This window comes from Corynebacterium sp. (assembly GCF_030532325.1).
Lineage (GTDB): Bacteria > Actinomycetota > Actinomycetes > Mycobacteriales > Mycobacteriaceae > Corynebacterium.
Window position 1 is genome coordinate 1 of record NZ_JAUNLS010000025.1, and the last position, 17,692, is coordinate 17,692.

Consider the following 17,692-nt stretch of genomic DNA (forward strand, 5'->3'; position numbering starts at 1 on the left):
CAGTGCCGCCCGGCAGTGCAGCCCCGTGCGAACGCAGCGCAACCCATCGTGCACACACAACCCATCGGGTACAGGGGCGTAACCCCGAGTAAGGAAAGCTAAGGCTCTTGGGGAAGCAAGGCAGGAAAACGCCGCGGGATGCGTTAAGGTCACGTGCTGAAGCACCAGAACCACAACGCGTTGCCCCGGGAGAAAACCTTGAAAGAAAAGCTCGTGCCCTGCCTGATTGCGGGTGGAATCCTCGGCGTGGTGTTGTGGCTGGCCTCAGGAATGCTGTGGCTGCTGCCGGTGGGCATCGTCGTGGGGCTGGCGGGCTACCCGCTGCTAGCGATGACCCCGGATACCGCGCGCTCCCGGAAGAAGCGCGACGATACCTTCCGTGATTAGCAACCTTCCGTGACTAGCAGGCGCTAGAAAATCTCGATGCGCCCGCCCAGGGATTCCGACTGGCGCAGCTGCGCCACCCAGTTCGGCGCACCCGGGTGCAAGCGCAGCACAGGGCGCGAGGAAATCTTGATGGGGGAGACGGACTCCTTGCGCGCACCGGAGCGGGCCTCGATGCGGGTGCGGGCGCGGAAGCCGGCGTCGGCAAGCGCGGCGAGGGAGGGTTCGTCAGCGGCCAGTGAGTCGCGGGCGTCCTGGAGGAGCTCCAGGGCCTCGTCGAGGGCCTGGACCAAAGCGGTGGCGTTGGTCTCGCACATCTGACGCACCAGCGCCGGGGCGGTGCCAGCCACACGGGTGCCGTCCTTGAAGGAGCCGGCGGCCAGGGACTGTGCCAGGATGCCGCCGTTATCGCCCACCACGGCGAGGGTCTCCGCCAGGACGTGGGGCAGGTGGGAGATGCGGGCCACGGCGGCGTCGTGATTGGCCACGCGCACCGGCACGGCCTCGGCATGGACCATGAGGGTCATGCGCACAACGTCAGCAAAGAGGTCCTCCCACTCCTTGGACACGCGCTCACCGCGGGCCTCGCACTCGGCGGCGTAATCGTAGGTGATCACCCACGCGGCGTTCTTGAACAAGCCGGTCTGGGAGTTCTCCCAGCCGGACTTGGAAGTGCCGGCCATGGGGTGGCCGCCCACGTAGCGCGGTTCCATCCCGCGCTCGATGATGAGCTGGCGCACCTCGGTCTTGACGGAGACGACGTCAGTAATGCCGCAGGTGGGAGCGTGCTCCTGGATGGAGTCGAGGACGGAGGCCACCGCGTTCATCGGAACGGCGATAACGATCAGGGCGCCATCGGCCTCCGCGCGCTGCAGGATGGCGGGGAGATCGTCGGTGACGTCGTAGCCCTGCTTGAGCGCAATGCGCGCGCCTGAGGTGGAGTGGTTGTAGCCGTACACGGCGTGCTTGCGGGCCACGAGATCGCGCAGCAGGGAGCCGCCGATCAGACCAAGACCAATAATGCAGACAGGGCGTTGAACATCTTGAGAACTCACGGTGACAATTGTCGCACAATACGACTAATCTCACGAGGTATGAGCCACGATGACATCTCCTGTGCCGTTACCGTCGCCCGTTCCGGCGGCGAGTGGGTGCTGCGCCCCTTCCAGGATGACTTTTCCGATCCCCAGACTTCCATCAACGCGGTGCGCTCCCTGCGCTCCGAGGGCGCGGCCTTCGCGCTGTTGTGCGTGGAGGATGACTACTTCATCGTCGTGCGCCCGGTGCCTGGCGATGTCCGCGTGCTGATCTCCGACGCCACCTACGGCGCCGAGGATGACTTCGTGGCGGACTTCCTGGAGCTGCGCGATCTTGAGATCCCCGATCTCGACGAGGACGAGCTGGAGGAGGCCGATCCCTATGGCGACGGCGACTTCGACATTTTCGAGGACCTAGGCCTGAGCGAGGATCAGGTGGGCTACATCATCGACAACGATGAGGATTGGCCCTCCGATATGCTGCTGCGCATCGCCGGCGAGCTGGGCTTCGGCGATGAACTCGAGGAGCTCTTTGACTAATCAGCCGCTGCGCCGCGCCGAGAGCCGCATGCGGCGCGCTATTGAGGTCGCGCGCGGCACCCCGGCCGGGGACATTCCGGTGGGGGCTGTGCTTTTCGACGCCTCCGGCAACGAACTCGCCACGGGTGTTAACCGCCGCGAGCAGCGCGGGGATCCCACCGCCCATGCGGAGGTGGAGGCGATCCGCGCCGCGGTGGCCGTGCACGGGGACGGCTGGCGCCTGAGCGGCTGCGAGCTGGTGGTGACCTTGGAGCCGTGCGCGATGTGCGCCGGTGCGATCCAGGGCGCGCGGGTGGACTCGGTGGTCTTCGGGGCTTTTGAGCCGAAGACGGGTGCGTGTGGTTCGCTGGTGGAGGTGCTCAGGGCGCCGGGCGCGCTGCACGTTCCGCAGGTGCGCGGCGGCGTGCTGGAGGAGGAGTGCGCGGGCTTAATGGAAACCTTCTTCAGCAATCTGCGCTGATGATGCCTATACTCGGCAGAGTTAGCCAAAGAAAGGAGACGCATCATGGGTGATTTCGAAAACAAGATGGACAACGTCGCAGGCAAGGCCAAGGAGGCTGCCGGCGACTTCACCGAGAACGAAGACCTCAAGAACGAGGGCAAGGCCGATCAGGTCAAGTCCGACGCCAAGGACAAACTCTCCGAAGCCGCTGAAAACGTGAAGGACAAGGCCAATGAGATCATTGGTGGCCTGAAGAAGGACTAATTTTGTCCCTCGGGCACGACAACGTAACCTAGTTAGCGGTGGCGTGTCCGAGCGGCCGAAGGTGTTCGCCTCGAAAGCGAATGTTGGGTAACCCCCAACCGCGGGTTCAAATCCCGCCGCCACCGCCACAGGAAACGTCACCTATCGCGCAGATGGGTGCCGATTTTCCGTTTTCAGCCTCACGTTTCAGCCTCGCGCCCGCGCCGGTTAGACTAGGCGCGTCCCCTGTCCGTATACCTCAAGGTCACAGGCCGCAGGCCTGCAGGACGTTGAGGTTCATTCACCCCAAGAACGAACTCGCTAAGGTTTAAGCCCGTGGCACAACTGCTCTACCGCGTAGGACGCTGGTCCTTCAAAAATAGGTGGAAAGTCATCATCGCGTGGATCGTCATCGTCGCCGCCTCCGCCGGCGCCATGATGGCCTTGATGAAGTCGATGACCACCGAATACTCCATCAAAGGCACCCCGGCCATCGACGCCACCGAGCGCGCCATGGAACTCTTCCCAGAGAACGGCAACCCGGCCAACGCGCCCTCAGTCAACCTCGTCTTCAAGGCGCCGGAGGGGGAGAAGCTCAGCGATCCGGAGAACTACGCCGCGGTGCAGTCGGTGGTGGATGAGATCTCGGCGGATCTCAACATCGAGCCCGGCAGCCAGCAGCGCTGGGGCAACCCCCTGGAGCTCTCCCCGAAGCTGCAGCAGGGCGTGATTGATCAGTTCACCTCCATGGGCCTGCCGGAGGAGGCGGCCAAGAAGGATGCGGACAACCTGAAGATGGTCAATGACGATGAGACCATCGCCTACACCACCTTCGACTTCGACGCGGAAAGCCCCTACAGCGTCAAGCAGGAGGACAAGAATGTGGTCCACGCGGCCATGGATAACGGCCGCGCGCAGGGCATCGAGGTGGAGGCCGGCGGCGCCGGCTTCGGTGACGAGATCCAGGTCAACTCCACCTCGGAGATCATCGGCCTGGGCGTGGCCTTCCTCGTGCTCATCTTCACCTTCGGCTCGCTGGTCTCCGCGGGCATGCCGCTGCTCTCGGCGGTTATCGGCGTGGGCCTAGGCGCGATGGGCGTCATGATTGCCACCCACTGGGTGGAGCTCAACAACATCACCCCGGTGCTCGCGGTGATGATCGGCCTGGCCGTGGGCATCGACTACGCCCTGTTCATCATGTCCCGCTACCGCCAGGAGCGCTCCCGTATGGACGGGCCCGAGGCCGCCGGTATGGCCGTGGGCACGGCGGGCTCCTCCGTGGTCTTTGCCGGCGCGACGGTCTTCATCGCGCTCTTCGCGCTCATCGTCGCGCGCATCGGCTTCCTCACCGCCATGGGCCTGTCCGCCGCCGGCACCGTGTTGATCTCGGTGCTCGTGGCGCTCACGCTGGTTCCGGCGCTGCTGGGACTCGCCGGTGACAAGGCCTTCGCGCTGCCCGTGCCCGGCGTGGCGGGCAACCCGCGCCGCAAGGACAAGGGCAAGGCCCGCAGGCGGCGTCGCCGCCCCACCATGGGCAACCGCTGGGTGCGCTTCGTGCAGCGTGTACCCGGGCTGACCATGGCCATCGTGGTGCTGGGCCTGGGCGCGCTGAGCGCGCCGGTGCTCAACATGGAACTGGCCCTGCCGGCGGATACCACCTCCAACCCGGACACCACCCAGCGCAAGTCCGCCGACATCATGGCCGAGGGCTTCGGCGAGGGCATCAACGGCCCCTTCCTGGTGATCATCAACGGCGAGAACGCGGACGCCGACGCCGAGGCCCTGCAGCCCTTGATCAGCAACCAGGAGGGCGATGACGAGCAGCAGAAGGCCGCCTTCGCCTCCTTCATGTACGCCACCCAGCAGCTCAACCAGGTCGGCGGCGTCAAGCACGCGCAGCTGGTCGGCGTGAGCCAGGATTCCAAGGCCGCACAGATCATGGTCACGCCGACCACCTCACCCACCGATCCTGAGACCGTGGGCACGGCCAGCGCGCTGCGCACCCAGAACCAGTCCATCGAGGAGATCACCGGCGCGGAGCTGGGCATGACCGGCCTGACCGCGGTGCAGCTGGACATCACCGAGCGCCTGCAGGCGGCGATGGGCCCCTACCTGGCCATCGTGGTGGGCCTAGCCATCGTCCTGCTCTTGGCGGTCTTCCGCTCCGTGATGGTCCCGGTGGTGGCCGGCCTGGGCTTCCTGCTCTCCGTGGGCGGCGCCTTCGGCCTGACCGTCCTGGTGTGGCAGGAGGGCCTGACCGGCCTGGTCCCGGCACCGGGCCCGCTCATCTCCTTCATGCCGATCTTCCTCATCGGCGTGACCTTCGGCCTGGCCATGGATTACCAGGTCTTCCTGGTCACCCGCATGCGCGAGCACATCTCCCGGCACCCGGAGGGCTCCGGCGGAAAGTACAGCTCGGTGGAGGAAGCCACCATTGTGGGCTTTACCCAGGGCGCGCGCGTGGTCACCGCCGCGGCGATTATCATGATTTCCGTCTTCGTGGCCTTCATTAACCAGCCGCTTCCCTTCATTCAGATCTTTGGCTTTGCTCTGGCCGCGGGCGTGCTTTTCGACGCCTTCCTGGTCCGCATGTCCCTGGTCCCCGCCACCATGTTCCTCATGGGCAAGGCCACGTGGTGGATGCCCAAGTGGCTGGACAAGATCCTGCCGGAGCTCGACGTCGAGGGCACCGCCCTGGAAGAGGAGTGGGAGCGCAACCACCCCGAGGCCGCACGCAATGCGCAGGAGCGCAACGCAGCGCTTGAGGCAGAACCCGAGAAAGCAGACGTGAAATAACCATGAGCCAGGACCCCGCACTCGAGACTGACCTGAGCTTTGACGTGCACACCCGCCTGGAGCTTCCTGGGCCGGGCAAGCACGGCCGGACCGGCACCATCCACACCCCGCACGGTGACATCCAGACCCCGGCGTTCATCCCGGTGGCCACCAAGGCGACGGTAAAGACGCTGACTCCGGAGCAGATCCGGCAGACCGGCGCGCAGGCGATCCTCTCCAACGCCTATCACCTCTACCTGCAGCCGGGCCACGACATCGTGGACGAGGCCGGCGGCGTGGCTAAGTTCGAGAACTGGCATGGGCCCACCTACACCGACTCCGGCGGCTTCCAGGTGATGTCCCTGGGCGTGGGCTTCAAGAAGGTGCTGGCCATGGACACCGCCAACCTCACGGAGGCCGATATCCGGGCGGCCAAGAAGGAGCGCATGGCGCAGGTGGATGAGGACGGCGTGGACTTCAAGTCCGTCATCGACGGCTCGAAGCACCGCTTCACCCCGGAAGTCTCCATGCAGATCCAGCACGGGCTGGGCGCGGATATCATGTTCGCCTTCGATGAGCTCACCACACTGGTGGATACGCGCGCCTACCAGGAGGAATCGGTGGCGCGCACGCACCGCTGGGCGCAGCGCTGCCTCGATGAGCACCACCGCCTCACCGTGGAGCGCGGCCCCGAAAAGCCCCGGCAGTCCCTGTGGGGCGTGGTGCAGGGCGCGCAGTACGAGGACCTGCGCCGCCAGGCAGTGCGCGGCCTGCTCGAGCTTCACCGCACCGCGCAAGAAAACGGCAAGCGCGGCTTTGGCGGCTTCGGCATCGGCGGTGCCTTGGAAAAGGAAAACCTGGGCACCATCGTGGGCTGGGTTTGTGATGAAATCCCCGAAGGCATGCCGCGGCACCTGCTGGGCATTTCTGAGCCCGATGATCTTTTCACCGCGATTGAGGCCGGCGCGGATACCTTCGACTGCGTGGCGCCGACCCGCCTGGGCCGCCGCGGCGGGGTCTACACCTTGGACGGGCGTATGAACCTCACGGCCGCGCGCTTCAAGCGGGACTTTTCCGGCGTGGACGAGGAGTTCGGCGGCTACGTGTCTGAGAACTACTCGCGCGCCTACATTCACCACCTGCTCAAGGCCAAGGAGTTTCTGGCGGGCACGCTGTGCACCATGCACAACCTGGAGTTCATGATCCGCCTGGTGGATAACATCCGCGCGGCCATCGCCGGCGGCTACTACGAGGCCTACCGCGATGAGTTCATGGGGCGCTACTACGCCAAGAGCAGGGGATGATGTGATCCGGGTGGGTTAGGAGGCCTCGACAGGCACGTAGTCCTCGCGGCGCTTGACCCACTTGATCACCAGCGTGGTCACCGGCAGCATGATGATTTCGCACGCGGTCTTCCACAGGAAGCCCACGATGACGTAGTTGAGAAAGCCGCCGGCGGTGGAAATACCGATGACGGGGGCGGCGATGGCACAAAACAGCAGGGAATCGCCGAACTCGCCCACCACGGTGGAGGCCACCAGGCGGCCGATGAGGCCCTTCTCGCCGGAGCGCTGCTTCATCTTCACCAGGGTGAAGGAGTTAAGCAGCTGGCCCACCACGTACCCGGCCAGGGAGGCGGCGAGGATCTGGGGCACGAGGCCCAGTGTGGCGGCGAAGGCCTCCTGGCCCTCGTAGAAGTCCGCGGCGGGCAGCCAGATGGCAATGTAGAAGCACAGGGCGGCCAGGATTGCCATGGCAAAGCCAATGAAGACGGCGCGGCGGGTGGACTTGAATCCGTAGCACTCTGAGAGGACGTCGCCCACGACATAGGCCAGGGGGAAGAGGAAGAAGGCGCCGTCGGTGATCAGCGGGCCCAGCTGCACGCCCTTGGTGGCGTTGATATTAGAGATGAGAAAGGTGACGACGAAGATCGTGACCAGCCACGGGTACAGCGTGGAGTGTACCGGGATGAATCGGATGCTCTCGCCACCGTCACGGGTGGTTGCGGTTGCCGATTGAGTTGTCATAGGCGTAAATCTTTCCACGTTTGCCCAGGGTTTTCGAAATGCGAGTGTGTGCGATCCCACCTATCGGGCGAAAAGTCGCCCAAATTATGGCATTCTTTTGCATGCAGTATTTTCCCACCCTATCCAGCCTCCTAGCCCTCTAGTCCACGAATCCACCTGGTGGCACTGCCCGCGTAGCGAGCTGGTGGTGTGAAAATCACGGTTTCCTTTACACAGGCTCCCCCGGCGCACGCGCACGCGCGGGAGCCACCGACGTACAGAAGGCCTTGACTATGACATTTGGTTCGCCAGGCTCAACGCCCCAGTTTGGAGGGGGCTCTCAGCCGGGGCAGGGTTCCGGCTTTGGCTCCCCGAACAACCCCGCAGGCCCTTCCGCCCCGCGCCCAGGTGGCGCCCCCACTGGCCCGGCGCATGCGCCGCATCAGGGAAGCCCAGCACAGGGCGGGCGAGAAGGTTTCGGTGCGGGCTTTGGGGCGCCGTCCCAGGGGGCGTCGCCAAGCGGGGCTCCCCACGCGGAGGGCCCGGGCTTTGGCAGCGCGCAGCCGGGAGGCTTCGGCCCAGCGCAGGATCACCGCCGCACGGTCGAGGCACCCACCGCCCCCACCAAGGGCCCGTGGCCGCTGCTCATCGGCGCCGGTATCGCCGCCGTGGTAGCACTCGTGCTGCTCATCATCGCGCCGCTGGCGGCCGAGCCCACCCAGGGCACGTACTTTGGCTTTGCCATCGGCGGTTGGGTGCTGGCGGGCATCGTCTCCTTCATCCTGCTGGGGCTCTACACCTTGAAGAACACGCAGCGCCAGGCGGAGACCTTCTACATTGAGGACACCACCCAGACCATGCTCTACCGAGTGATCATGGGCGGCAGCTTCCTGCTGGTCATCGCGGCCGCGGTGGAGATTGCGTTCTACGTGGGCAAGGCGGTGGGCGCCTAATGTTGAGCCGAAACGTGAAGAAGAATCTCACCCGCGCCTTCGCGGCGGCCACCGCCGCCGTGCTGGCCGGCTTCGGGGGAAGCCTGGGGGCCACCGCGCAGGAGGCGCCGCAGAAGACCGAGGCGCTCTCGGAGGTCTCGCAGAAGAACCTCTCTGACTTCGGCTCCTGCATCAGCTCGGAGAAGTCCGCGGACCTGCTCTTCGTGCTGGATCAGTCCGCCTCCCTGGTGGGCTACCAGGGCTCGAAGCCCACGGACTCCGAGCACTTCCGCGTGGACGCCACCGAGGACCTGATCAAGCAGCTGGCCACCCTGGGTGAGGACAACCAGGCGGAGATTAACGTCAAGCTGGCCGGCTTCGGCTCCGAGTACTACAGCGATCCCGCCGAGTACGGCGACTGGACCAACGTGGCCGGCAACGCCGAAGCACTGGGGGATCAGCTGGCCAAGTTCAAGGAGGAGGACCGCGTCGCTGACCTGGAAACCGACTACGGCGCAGCCTACCGCGGGGCGCTCAAGGAATTCGGCGCGCACGAGGGCAGCAGCTGCCGGGCTATTGTCTTTTTCACCGACGGCAAGTTCTACACCGACGAGGCCGCCAACGATCTGCGCGGCGCGCAGGACGCGCTGTGTGTGCCGAACTCCTCGGTGAGTGCGTTCCGTAACTCCAACATCCGGCTCTTCAACGTGGGCTTGGTGCCCGCGGCGGAGGCCTCCGAGCAGGTAGCGCAGCTCTCCCGCATGGCCGAGGGTGAGGATTGCGGCCAGGGCGCACCCAACGGTGCGTTCTTTGACGCCGGGGAGGACCCGGCTGCGCTGTTTGCCGCCTTCCGCAACCTCATCCCGACCTCCGGCGGCGTGAGCAAGGACGGAACCTTCAGGGACACCTTTGACTTTGTCCTGGATAACTCCGTCTCCCCGGTGCGCCTGTCCGCGGTGCCCAAGACCTCCGTGGAGCCGGGCACCCTGGTGCCCACCCTGACCGGCCCGGACGGCAAGACCGTGGAGCTTTCCCCGGAGACCACCGAGGTGGCCGGCGCGAAGGTCAAGGTCAGCTCCAATGACCGCCTGCCCGGCATGGTGGACGTGTCCATGGAGCGCGGCGGCGAGGAGAACTGGGCCGGCAAGTGGACCTTTGGTTACAAGGTCGCCGACGGCGCCGAGGGCGAGTACCTGGCCACCATGGTGATGATCCCGGGCCTCACGCTGGATCTGAAGCGCGAGGACGGCTCCAAGGTTGCCGGCGGCATCAACTCCGATGAGGTGCTCAAGGCCCAGCTTGTTGACGGCTCCGGTGCCCCACGCTCCCTGGAGGGCAAGGCCACCCTGCACGCGGAGTTTGTCACCGAGTCCGGTGAGTCCACCACGCTGGTGGATAACGTGGACATCGTCGACGGCAACCCCGTGGACGTCCCGCTTGAGGCCGTGGAGAAGGCCGCGGCCGGCGCGCTAGTCACCCGCGTGGACGTGACCACCAAGGGGGTGGATGATCAGCCGGGCACCGCGCTCAACCCCATCAACGCGCAGACCCCGCTGACCATCACACCGGTGAACATGCCCTCGGTGGGCTCGGCGCAGATGGTGTCGATGACGGAGAAGGAGATCACCGTTGACGTGCCGGTGAGCGGCCCGGGCAAGGTGTGGGTGGCGGATCAGAGCATCGATTCCGGCGCCGGCACCCTGCCGGAGGGGGTGGCCTCGCTGGAGGTCAGCTCCCCGAATAACACGGAAGACTCCGCTCTGGAGCTGGGCAAGGACGAGCAGGGCAGCATTCCGGTGACCCTGCGCGTGGAGAACATGGCTGATGGCCCCCTCAAGGTGGAGCCGGTCATCACGCTGCAATCCGCTGAGGATAACCAGCAAGTGGAGCTGCCGCTTTCCCTCAAGGGCTCCATGACCACCCCGCTGAGCAAGTCCGCCTTTGGCGTGGCCTTTGTCTTGGCCGTGCTGCTGGGCCTGCTCATCCCGCTCGGGGTCATGTACTTCATGAAGTGGTTCTCCGGGCGCATCCCGCAGCAGCCGCGCATGTTTGTCAAGACCATCCCGGTGGCCCGTGAGGGCACGAAGCTCATCCGCACCGATAACGGCAAGCCCTTCAGCGTGAGCAAGGACGAGTTCCAGGGTGCGGTGCCGGCGAAGACCCAGGCCCGCTCCGCGCAGCTGGGATCCCATGAGGCCAAGGTGAAGCTGGGCCTGAGCCCCTTTACCCCCGCCCAGGTGGAGGTGCAGCGCGAGGGGACGATCTCCGGCAAGGGCAAGAAGAACGGCACCCGCGCGGTGCTGCCGCTGGCACTGCAGAACTCCTGGTTCTTGGTGGGCAACGCCAAGGACCGCGAGCGCGGCGAGATTGTCATGACCGTGGACACCCTGGCGCAGGCGGCGACCTATGACGATATGTCGCAGGAGATCAGCCGCCAGGCCCCGCAGCTCTTTGACCAGGTGGACTTCCCGGCACCTAAGGAGCCCACGGCGCCGCAGGGCCCGCAGCAACCGCAGGCTCCGCAGCCGCAGCAGCCCTTCCCAGGCGGCTTCGGTGGACCGGGCACTGGTGGTCCTGGGCAGCAGCGTCAGCCGGGGCAAGCTGGTGGCTTTGGTCGGCCGGGTCAGCCTGGTCAGCCTGGTGGCTTTGGGCAGCCGGGTCAGCCTGGTCAGTCGGGTGGCTTCGGTCAGCCGGGGCCGGGCAGTTCTGGTAGTTCTGGTAATTCTGGCGGGTGGCCCACCAACCCCGGGTTCGGCCCCAGCAACTAAACACGCACCAACTCACACGCGAATTCCCCGAAAGGCAAACACATGAAGAAGTTCCTGGTAGTCGGTTGCGGTGGCTCCGGCGCGAAGACGCTGGCGTTTATGATGGACCAGCTCAAGGCTGAGCTGCGCAGCATCGACCCCGAGATGACGGAGCTGCCCAAGGCCTGGCAGTTTGTCAACATCGACGTCCCGCTGGAGGAAGAGTCTGGCCCACAGAAGCTGCCCAACGTCACCCAAAACGGCGGCACCTACGTGGGCATTGGCTCCCGCCAGAACTACAACACCTTCGACGAAGGCGTGTCCAACATCCTGGGCCGCGCGGGCAAGCTAGGGGAGATCGCCACCTGGGCCACCCGCAACCCGGCCACCAATGACGTCAAGCTCGCCGACGGCGCCGGCCAGTACCGCGCCATCGGCCGCATGCTCACCCTGCCGCACCTCAAGCAGATCCGCCAGTCCCTCAAGGCGGCGGTGGATGAGATGTTCACCCAGGAAGCCATCCAGGAACTCAACAACCTCAACTACAAGCAGACCAAGCTCAACACCGACACCGGCGATTCCGCCCCCGTGGTGCTCATCGTCTCCTCCATGGCCGGCGGCGCTGGTGCCTCGATGTTCCTCGACGTCGCCCGCGTGCTCACCACCGTGCCCAACGTGGATCCCAAGGCCACGCTGGTCTTCATGTACACCCCGGAAATCTTCGCCGATAACAAGGCCGATGACATGGCCGGCGCCTGGCCCAATTCCCTGGCCATGTTCGGTGAGGTCGTCGCCGCGCAGATGGGCAACTCCACCGCGCATGACCAGGCCATCTTCGAGGCCTTTGACATGGGCACCCCGCCGGAGGGGCCGACCTTCGGCCGCATTTTCCCCATCGGTTCCAAGATGGGCACCACCTCCGCGCGCTTTGGTGATGGCTCCGCGATGTCCATCTACCGCGGCCTCGGCCGCGCGCTGGCCGGCCTCATGGCCTCCACCAAGGCCAGCGACAACCTGGTGTCCTACGCGCTGACCAACACCCCGGCCGGCGATGGCGGCCGCCGCTTCTTCGGCTGGGACAAGCCCAACGGCGCCACCCCATGGGGCCGCCTGCCCTGGGGCTCGCTGGGCTACGCCCAGGTTTCCATGGGCCGTGACCGCTTTGCCGAGTACTCCTCCCAGCGCCTGGCCCGCAGCGCCTTCGAGCGCCTCTTCAATGGCCACCTCGATCCCGCCAGCGCGGAGGCCGGAGAGATGCAGATTGCCAAGAAGATGGAGGAGCGCCTGCCCAAGGCCTTCATCGACATGACGCTGGATCCCTCCTGGGCCGCCGGCGGCGCCATCGACAGCGGCAGCGTGTGGAACTGGCTGGGCAACATCTTTGGCGGCCAGGCCCAGCAGGCGGCTGATAACGCCGCGAAGTATCTCCAGAACTTCATCCCGGTGGGCCAGGGCCGCAACGTCAACGAGTGGCGCATGGAGTTCGAGGCCACCATGGCCGATCCGCGCAACGAGCAGACCATCGCCACCCTGCTGCAGAACGCCGCCTACGACACCGTTTACCGCTACGCCAACTTCTTCAGCGACCGCGTCCTCGGCGCCGTCGAGGGCGAGCTGGCCGCCGTGGGCCTGCCCTATGTACGCGAGATGCTCTCCAAGCTCACCGACGTCCTCACCAACAGCGACCGCCTCTTGCCCTGCCTGGCGGAGTACTCCGGCTACTTCGCCCAGACCCGCGCGCTAGCCCGCCCGGAGGGCATCGATCCCATCCTCAGTCCGCTGACCGGCAAGGGCCAGATGACGGATCCCACCCCCACCGTCAATGCGCTGCTGGGCCTGTACTACAACCAGTTCTACGGCTACTCGCTCATGGCCATTGCGCACTACCTCAAGGATGTGCTGCAGGACTATGCGGATGAGAACCTCTTCCACCTCAAGCGCGAGCTGGGAGACGCCCACGCGGTCCTCGAGAAGGCCAACGCCAAGCGCCCGGAGACCAAGAAGCTGGCGGACGTGCGCACCGACGAGGTCAACGCCTGGCCCAGCGAGCTCGATGAGGTCGTCGAATCCCGCTTCAAGGGCGCCGAGAATGAAATCATGCTCACGGACGTCAATTCCTTCGTCCGCGACTACGAGGATCAGATGCTGCGCACCATCCAGGGCCAGCACAACACCGCGGACGTCACCAACTACGAGCAGGCTTACCCCTACGCGGTGCGCGCGGTGATCCGCGGCGAGTGGGATTCGCTCGATGCCACCCAGGCCCCTAACAACACCCTGGCCCCGCAGAAGCGCAGCAACGATCCCTATGCCAACCGCGCCGGCTGGGTGTCCAAGTACCTCTCCCGCCACCCGCAGACTGGGGAGAACCGCGAGTCCCAGCGCGCCCACTATCGCGCACGTATCCGCCCGGCGGACCTGCTGGAGCGCTCGCGCGCGTGGATTAATCGCCGCGACTACGAGTTCCAGAAGTTCAACTCGGTTGATCTGCGCCGCTACCTCACCCTGACCCCGGACATCAACGAGGTCGAGCACGCCGAGCGCCAGCGCCGCTTCATCGATGCTTTCCAGCTGGCGCTGAGCTACGCCCGCCCGCTGGCCGCGGTTAACGATGACATGGTGCGCCGCATCCACGGCAAGTCGGTGCAGTACACCTACTCCTTCTCCGACATTCCTTTCGCGGAGCTCGGCTCCGAGGAAGAGGGCATCGCTGCCCAGCTGGCGAAGGTGCTCAACCGCCCGGAGATTGACGAGCCCTCCTCCGTGGCGCTGCGCAACTCCCTGAGCATGTCGGACCGCATCCAGCACATCGAGATCTTCGGCTCCTACCCGAACTACTCGCCCATCGTCTTCTCCTCGATGTTCAACTACATCGCCAAGGATCTGGAGAAGCAGGACAACTTCGACGGCTCCTACTGGTCCGAGCGCCGCACCCGCCCGCTGCCGGCCGCGCTGCCGCTGACGGTAACCGAGCGCCAGGCCATGGTGGCCGGCTGGATCATCGGCCGCATCACCGGCCGCGTGTTCATCTCCAACCCGGATTCCCACAACGCCGCGGCCCACATCTTCGATGACACCCCGGGCGGCGTTAATGACTGGGTGGACTTCCCCAACCCGATGCTCATCTCCCCACGCCGCATGATCAAGAAGTCGGACTGGATGTCCTCGGTGCTCGAGTCCATCTTCATCGCCTACGCCAAGGTGCAGGAAAACGGCAAATATGGTTTTGCCTCCTCGCTCTACCCCTACCAGCTGCTGCGCGGGCTCTTCGACGACGGCGTCGACTTCGCTCACTCCGGCGCCTCCACGCACCCGCTGGTGCCGCGCCTGGCGGAGTTCCTGCGCACCGGCGAGGTCCCGGGCCGCGGCACCGTGGGCACGAGCATTCAGGACCGCTACGAGAACTTCGTGGCCGAGCTGGACAAGTTCGTCCGCGGCGCCGATCACTTCATCCCGGGCCACACGAACTCGCTGCCCGGCCAGGGCCGCGCCGATAAGCCCTTCGCGGTGATCCGCTCCCGCGAGGTGGCCTCCATGACCCCGTACTACCGCGACCTTGCCCCGGACGTGGCGGAGATGGTCCCGGTCATCCGCGGCTACCTGGCGCAGGCCAAGACCGTGGCGGAGAACCCGGAGCCCACGGCGGCGCCGCAGATGCGCAGCTCCGAGCCGAATCCTGTGCAGAACATCGCGCCGGAATTCAACCTCAACGATCTGGATGACACCTTCTGATGAATAACGTAGTAATCCTTGCTCACGGTGCCACGGCGGACGATATCCGCTCGCGCCTCTTTGACCTGCGCGCAGTCGGCTTGCTGCAGAACTTCCTGTGGGTTGATTACGGCCACCCGGTCACCGCCCCGGTGGTGCGCTCCTTCACCGAGGAGGGCACGCCGCGCATCTCCACGCTTGACGACGCCCTCCGCTACATCACCGGTGACGTCCTCCTCGTCACCATCGATCCGATGGATCCGGAGCAGCCGCAGGACTTGGCCCAGCTCAACGCGTGGGTCTCGGCCATCGGCCAGCGCGTGGTGCAGGCCACCAGCCTGCGCGTGCGCCTGCTGCTCTCGGCGCTGCCGCTGCAGCACGTGATGGTGGAGCCGCTCTCCGGCTGGGCCAACCTGGTGCTCTCCCCGGAGGAGGGAGGCACCCCGGCCTCCACGCTCATCCGGCCCATCGAGCGCACCGAGGACGGCCAGGAGCTAGCGCAGTTCGTCGCGCCCGCGGTGGCCTCCATCTTTGGTCTGTGGCGCGGGATGCCGGAGCCGGCTGTGCTGGACGCACAGACCCACCGCCTTATCGAGACCGGTGACCGCGACCGCTTCCGCCTGGTGCGTGCCTTCCACCGCACCATCGACGCCAGCGCCATCGAAAATGAGGTGAAGAAGCGCGTCTTCGACTCCACGATCCCCCTCGCGCAACCGCAGGTCAACAACATCTCCCGGGCGGTGCATTACTCCGATCCGGACGAGCTGACCAGCTACTTTGCCCAGCAATTCGTGCAGCGCGAGATCCACCCGCTGGTCACCGCGCCCACGCCCTACGAGGAGCTGCAGGGCCAGAAGGTCAGCGGCTGGGAAGCGCTGAAGGATAATCTGCGCCTGTACTGGTCCACGGTCATCGGCAAGCCGCAGGACTGGGTGGAGGGCCAGCGCGGCAAGATCAACCAGAACGCCGCTGGCTTCCTGCAGAACATCCTCTACGGCCAGAACTCCAGCGTGGAGGTGGTCATGGGTGGCCACTCCGGCAAGGCCCGCGCCTCTGCGCAGGAGGTCAGCGCGGCCAACGCCCAGACTCTGCAGGCAGCGCGTGCGCAGCATTTCCGCTTGGGCGAGGAGCCGCAGCTCTCCCGCACCTGGGAGGCCTATCACGACTTCGCCCTGGGGCTTGTGGACGGCAACTGGCGCGACGATCGCGAGATTCAACCGCAGCGCAGTGGCCAGGGCAACGTGTACATCGTCAAGTACGGCGGCCAGGCGGTGCAGGATGTCTCCGAGTCCTTCCACGGCTTCCATCCGCTGATGACCAGCACCCTGGGCTACACACACGAGTCCCAGGCCACGGTGGCCCCCTTCGACCCGCTGGGCGCGGAGGATCTCGCGGCGGATCTGGAGTACACCAGCCAGCAGACCCGCAATGACGCCATCAACCGCAAGAAGCAGGAGTTCGCCTCCTGGCGGGCGAAGAATCAGACCACCTTTGCGTGGAAGGTGGGCCAGGGCATCCTGGGCCGGCTGAACGATGCCCGCAGCAAGTACGCCACCGCCCACCAGAAGGCCCGCGAGCTGCAGGAGGTGGCCAACAACTTCCAGGCCCGCGACTTCAACGCTGAGAACCAGCGTCTCACCGGCAAGCTGCGCGGCATGTGGATCACGCTCTTCGTGGTGATCGCGCTGCTGACCTACATGGTGGCCGGGCACTACAACCCGGATCTGCCGCTGGGCAAGTACTTCGAGTTCATGAACTGGAAGTGGTACGTGCTGGGCCTCATCCTGGCCATCGTGGTTTTCCTGGTGAGCTCCTGGCTGGTCTTTACCAAGGCCCAGCGGGAGATCTTCGATTACGTGCAGAAACAGAAGCTGCTCAACCGCAACCAGGAGATTGCCGCGCAGAACCTTGCGGTCTCCTCCGCGGAGATTGACCGCGTCTACCGCGCCTACTCCCAGTTCCTCAGCTGGTCCGCACTGCTGGGCCGCGCCGTGCACGCTCCCTTCGGGCGCCAGCAGAGCACCAGCGATAACCTGCACACCCCGACCTCCGGCCTGCCGGATAACGCGCGCATCGCCCAGGCGGAGCTCAACAAGGCCGATGCCGTGCGCATGGTCGATGAGATTCGCGGCCACATCTACCGCAATGACTGGGCGCACCGCGCGGTGAAGTCCCTCATCGAGGACATGAATGAGACCTTCGTGCGCAACCGCACCGGCCACACCGCGGTGCAGCTGCACGAGATGTGGAGCATGCCGGGTCGCGGCAGCAACTCGGCCCTGGATAATCTCTCGCGCAACGTGGACCACGTCTTCATGGAGGCCCGCGACCACAAGGAGCAAGCGTGGAGCGGGGTGCTCAACAACCCGGCTATGACGCAGAGCCTGCACAACTACCTGCGGCACGTCACCTTCAATGATGAAGAGGGCCGCCACGTGCAGAGCACCGAGGAGTTCCTGGCCGGCATGAATCAGGAGAAGGGAGCCATGCAGGCCTTCCGCAATGAGGCGCTGACCAGCGCTGGCGGCGCCGAGGGCTACACCGAGATCGACGGGGACCGCACTCGCATCGTCGAGGTGGACAGCCAGACCGCAATGACCAGCCAACTCTCGCGCTCGGTGACGGTGGTGCAGTACGGCAAGATCACCGACTTCAAGTACCTCATCCCCGATAGCTTCTCCTCCGCGCCGAGTACCGCGGATCCGAGCGCGTACTCCCTGGATGATCTGGACGATACCGATCACATGACCTCCTTCGGCAGCAGTGCCCCGGATGCCCCGCGCTTCCCGCAGGCGCCTAGCGCACCGGATCTCTCGGACCTGGATGAGACCTTCTAGGACGATGGTCGACGAGCAGTAAGAACACAGTGGGACGA

General features: G+C 65.6%; 12 protein-coding genes and 1 tRNA gene. 11 read left to right on the forward strand and 2 right to left on the reverse strand.

Annotation, left to right across the window (positions count from 1 at the left end):
* Positions 1-198 precede the first annotated feature (198 nt).
* A complete protein-coding gene (locus tag Q4E25_RS10675; RefSeq protein WP_303156941.1) occupies positions 199-387 on the forward strand; it encodes a hypothetical protein in 189 nt (62 codons plus the stop codon).
* Between the two features lie 23 nt (positions 388-410).
* Here the strand turns inward: Q4E25_RS10675 and Q4E25_RS10680 are convergent, their stop codons facing one another.
* The gene (locus tag Q4E25_RS10680; protein WP_303156943.1) at positions 411-1,439 is read right to left on the reverse strand and encodes a prephenate dehydrogenase; all 1,029 of its coding nucleotides are present in this window, start codon (positions 1,437-1,439) and stop codon (positions 411-413) included.
* Positions 1,440-1,478: 39 nt separating this feature from the next.
* Here Q4E25_RS10680 and Q4E25_RS10685 point away from each other — a divergent pair, with 39 nt between their 5' ends.
* From Q4E25_RS10685 to tgt, 6 genes are all read left to right on the forward strand, one after another.
* Entirely contained in the window at positions 1,479-1,961 is a 483-nt protein-coding gene (locus tag Q4E25_RS10685; RefSeq protein ID WP_303156945.1) for a tRNA adenosine deaminase-associated protein, read from the forward strand.
* A 28-nt stretch (positions 1,962-1,989) separates the two neighbouring features.
* Positions 1,990-2,421, forward strand: a complete 432-nt coding sequence (locus Q4E25_RS10690; RefSeq protein ID WP_368502634.1) for a nucleoside deaminase — start codon at positions 1,990-1,992, stop codon at positions 2,419-2,421.
* Between the two features lie 45 nt (positions 2,422-2,466).
* A complete protein-coding gene (locus Q4E25_RS10695; RefSeq protein ID WP_303156950.1) occupies positions 2,467-2,667 on the forward strand; it encodes a CsbD family protein in 201 nt (66 codons plus the stop codon).
* A gap of 37 nt (positions 2,668-2,704) precedes the next feature.
* Positions 2,705-2,795: transfer RNA gene (locus Q4E25_RS10700), tRNA-Ser, on the forward strand.
* Between the two features lie 187 nt (positions 2,796-2,982).
* Positions 2,983-5,442, forward strand: coding sequence for an MMPL family transporter (locus Q4E25_RS10705; protein ID WP_303156954.1), 2,460 nt, complete (start codon positions 2,983-2,985; stop codon positions 5,440-5,442).
* A gap of 2 nt (positions 5,443-5,444) precedes the next feature.
* Complete coding sequence (gene tgt / locus Q4E25_RS10710; RefSeq protein ID WP_303156957.1) at positions 5,445-6,725, forward strand: tRNA guanosine(34) transglycosylase Tgt; 1,281 nt, start codon at positions 5,445-5,447, stop codon at positions 6,723-6,725.
* A gap of 15 nt (positions 6,726-6,740) precedes the next feature.
* Here the strand turns inward: tgt and Q4E25_RS10715 are convergent, their stop codons facing one another.
* Entirely contained in the window at positions 6,741-7,448 is a 708-nt protein-coding gene (locus tag Q4E25_RS10715) for a queuosine precursor transporter (protein ID WP_303156958.1), read from the reverse strand.
* Positions 7,449-7,720: 272 nt separating this feature from the next.
* Here Q4E25_RS10715 and Q4E25_RS10720 point away from each other — a divergent pair, with 272 nt between their 5' ends.
* From Q4E25_RS10720 to Q4E25_RS10735, 4 genes are read left to right on the forward strand one after another with little or no spacing between them, the layout of a single operon-like run.
* Positions 7,721-8,380: a hypothetical protein gene (locus Q4E25_RS10720; RefSeq protein WP_303156961.1), complete on the forward strand. Its 660-nt coding sequence runs from the start codon at positions 7,721-7,723 to the stop codon at positions 8,378-8,380.
* Positions 8,380-11,127 (forward strand): vWA domain-containing protein, encoded by a 2,748-nt coding sequence (locus Q4E25_RS10725; RefSeq protein WP_303156964.1) that lies wholly within the window; start codon positions 8,380-8,382, stop codon positions 11,125-11,127. The genes Q4E25_RS10720 and Q4E25_RS10725 overlap by 1 nt, the downstream gene beginning before the upstream one ends.
* A 42-nt stretch (positions 11,128-11,169) precedes the next feature.
* A complete protein-coding gene (locus tag Q4E25_RS10730) occupies positions 11,170-14,838 on the forward strand; it encodes a tubulin-like doman-containing protein (RefSeq protein WP_303156967.1) in 3,669 nt (1,222 codons plus the stop codon).
* Positions 14,838-17,654, forward strand: a complete 2,817-nt coding sequence (locus Q4E25_RS10735) for a hypothetical protein (protein WP_303156970.1) — start codon at positions 14,838-14,840, stop codon at positions 17,652-17,654. Before Q4E25_RS10730 ends, Q4E25_RS10735 begins: the two co-directional genes overlap by 1 nt.
* The last annotated feature ends 38 nt before the right edge of the window (positions 17,655-17,692 follow it).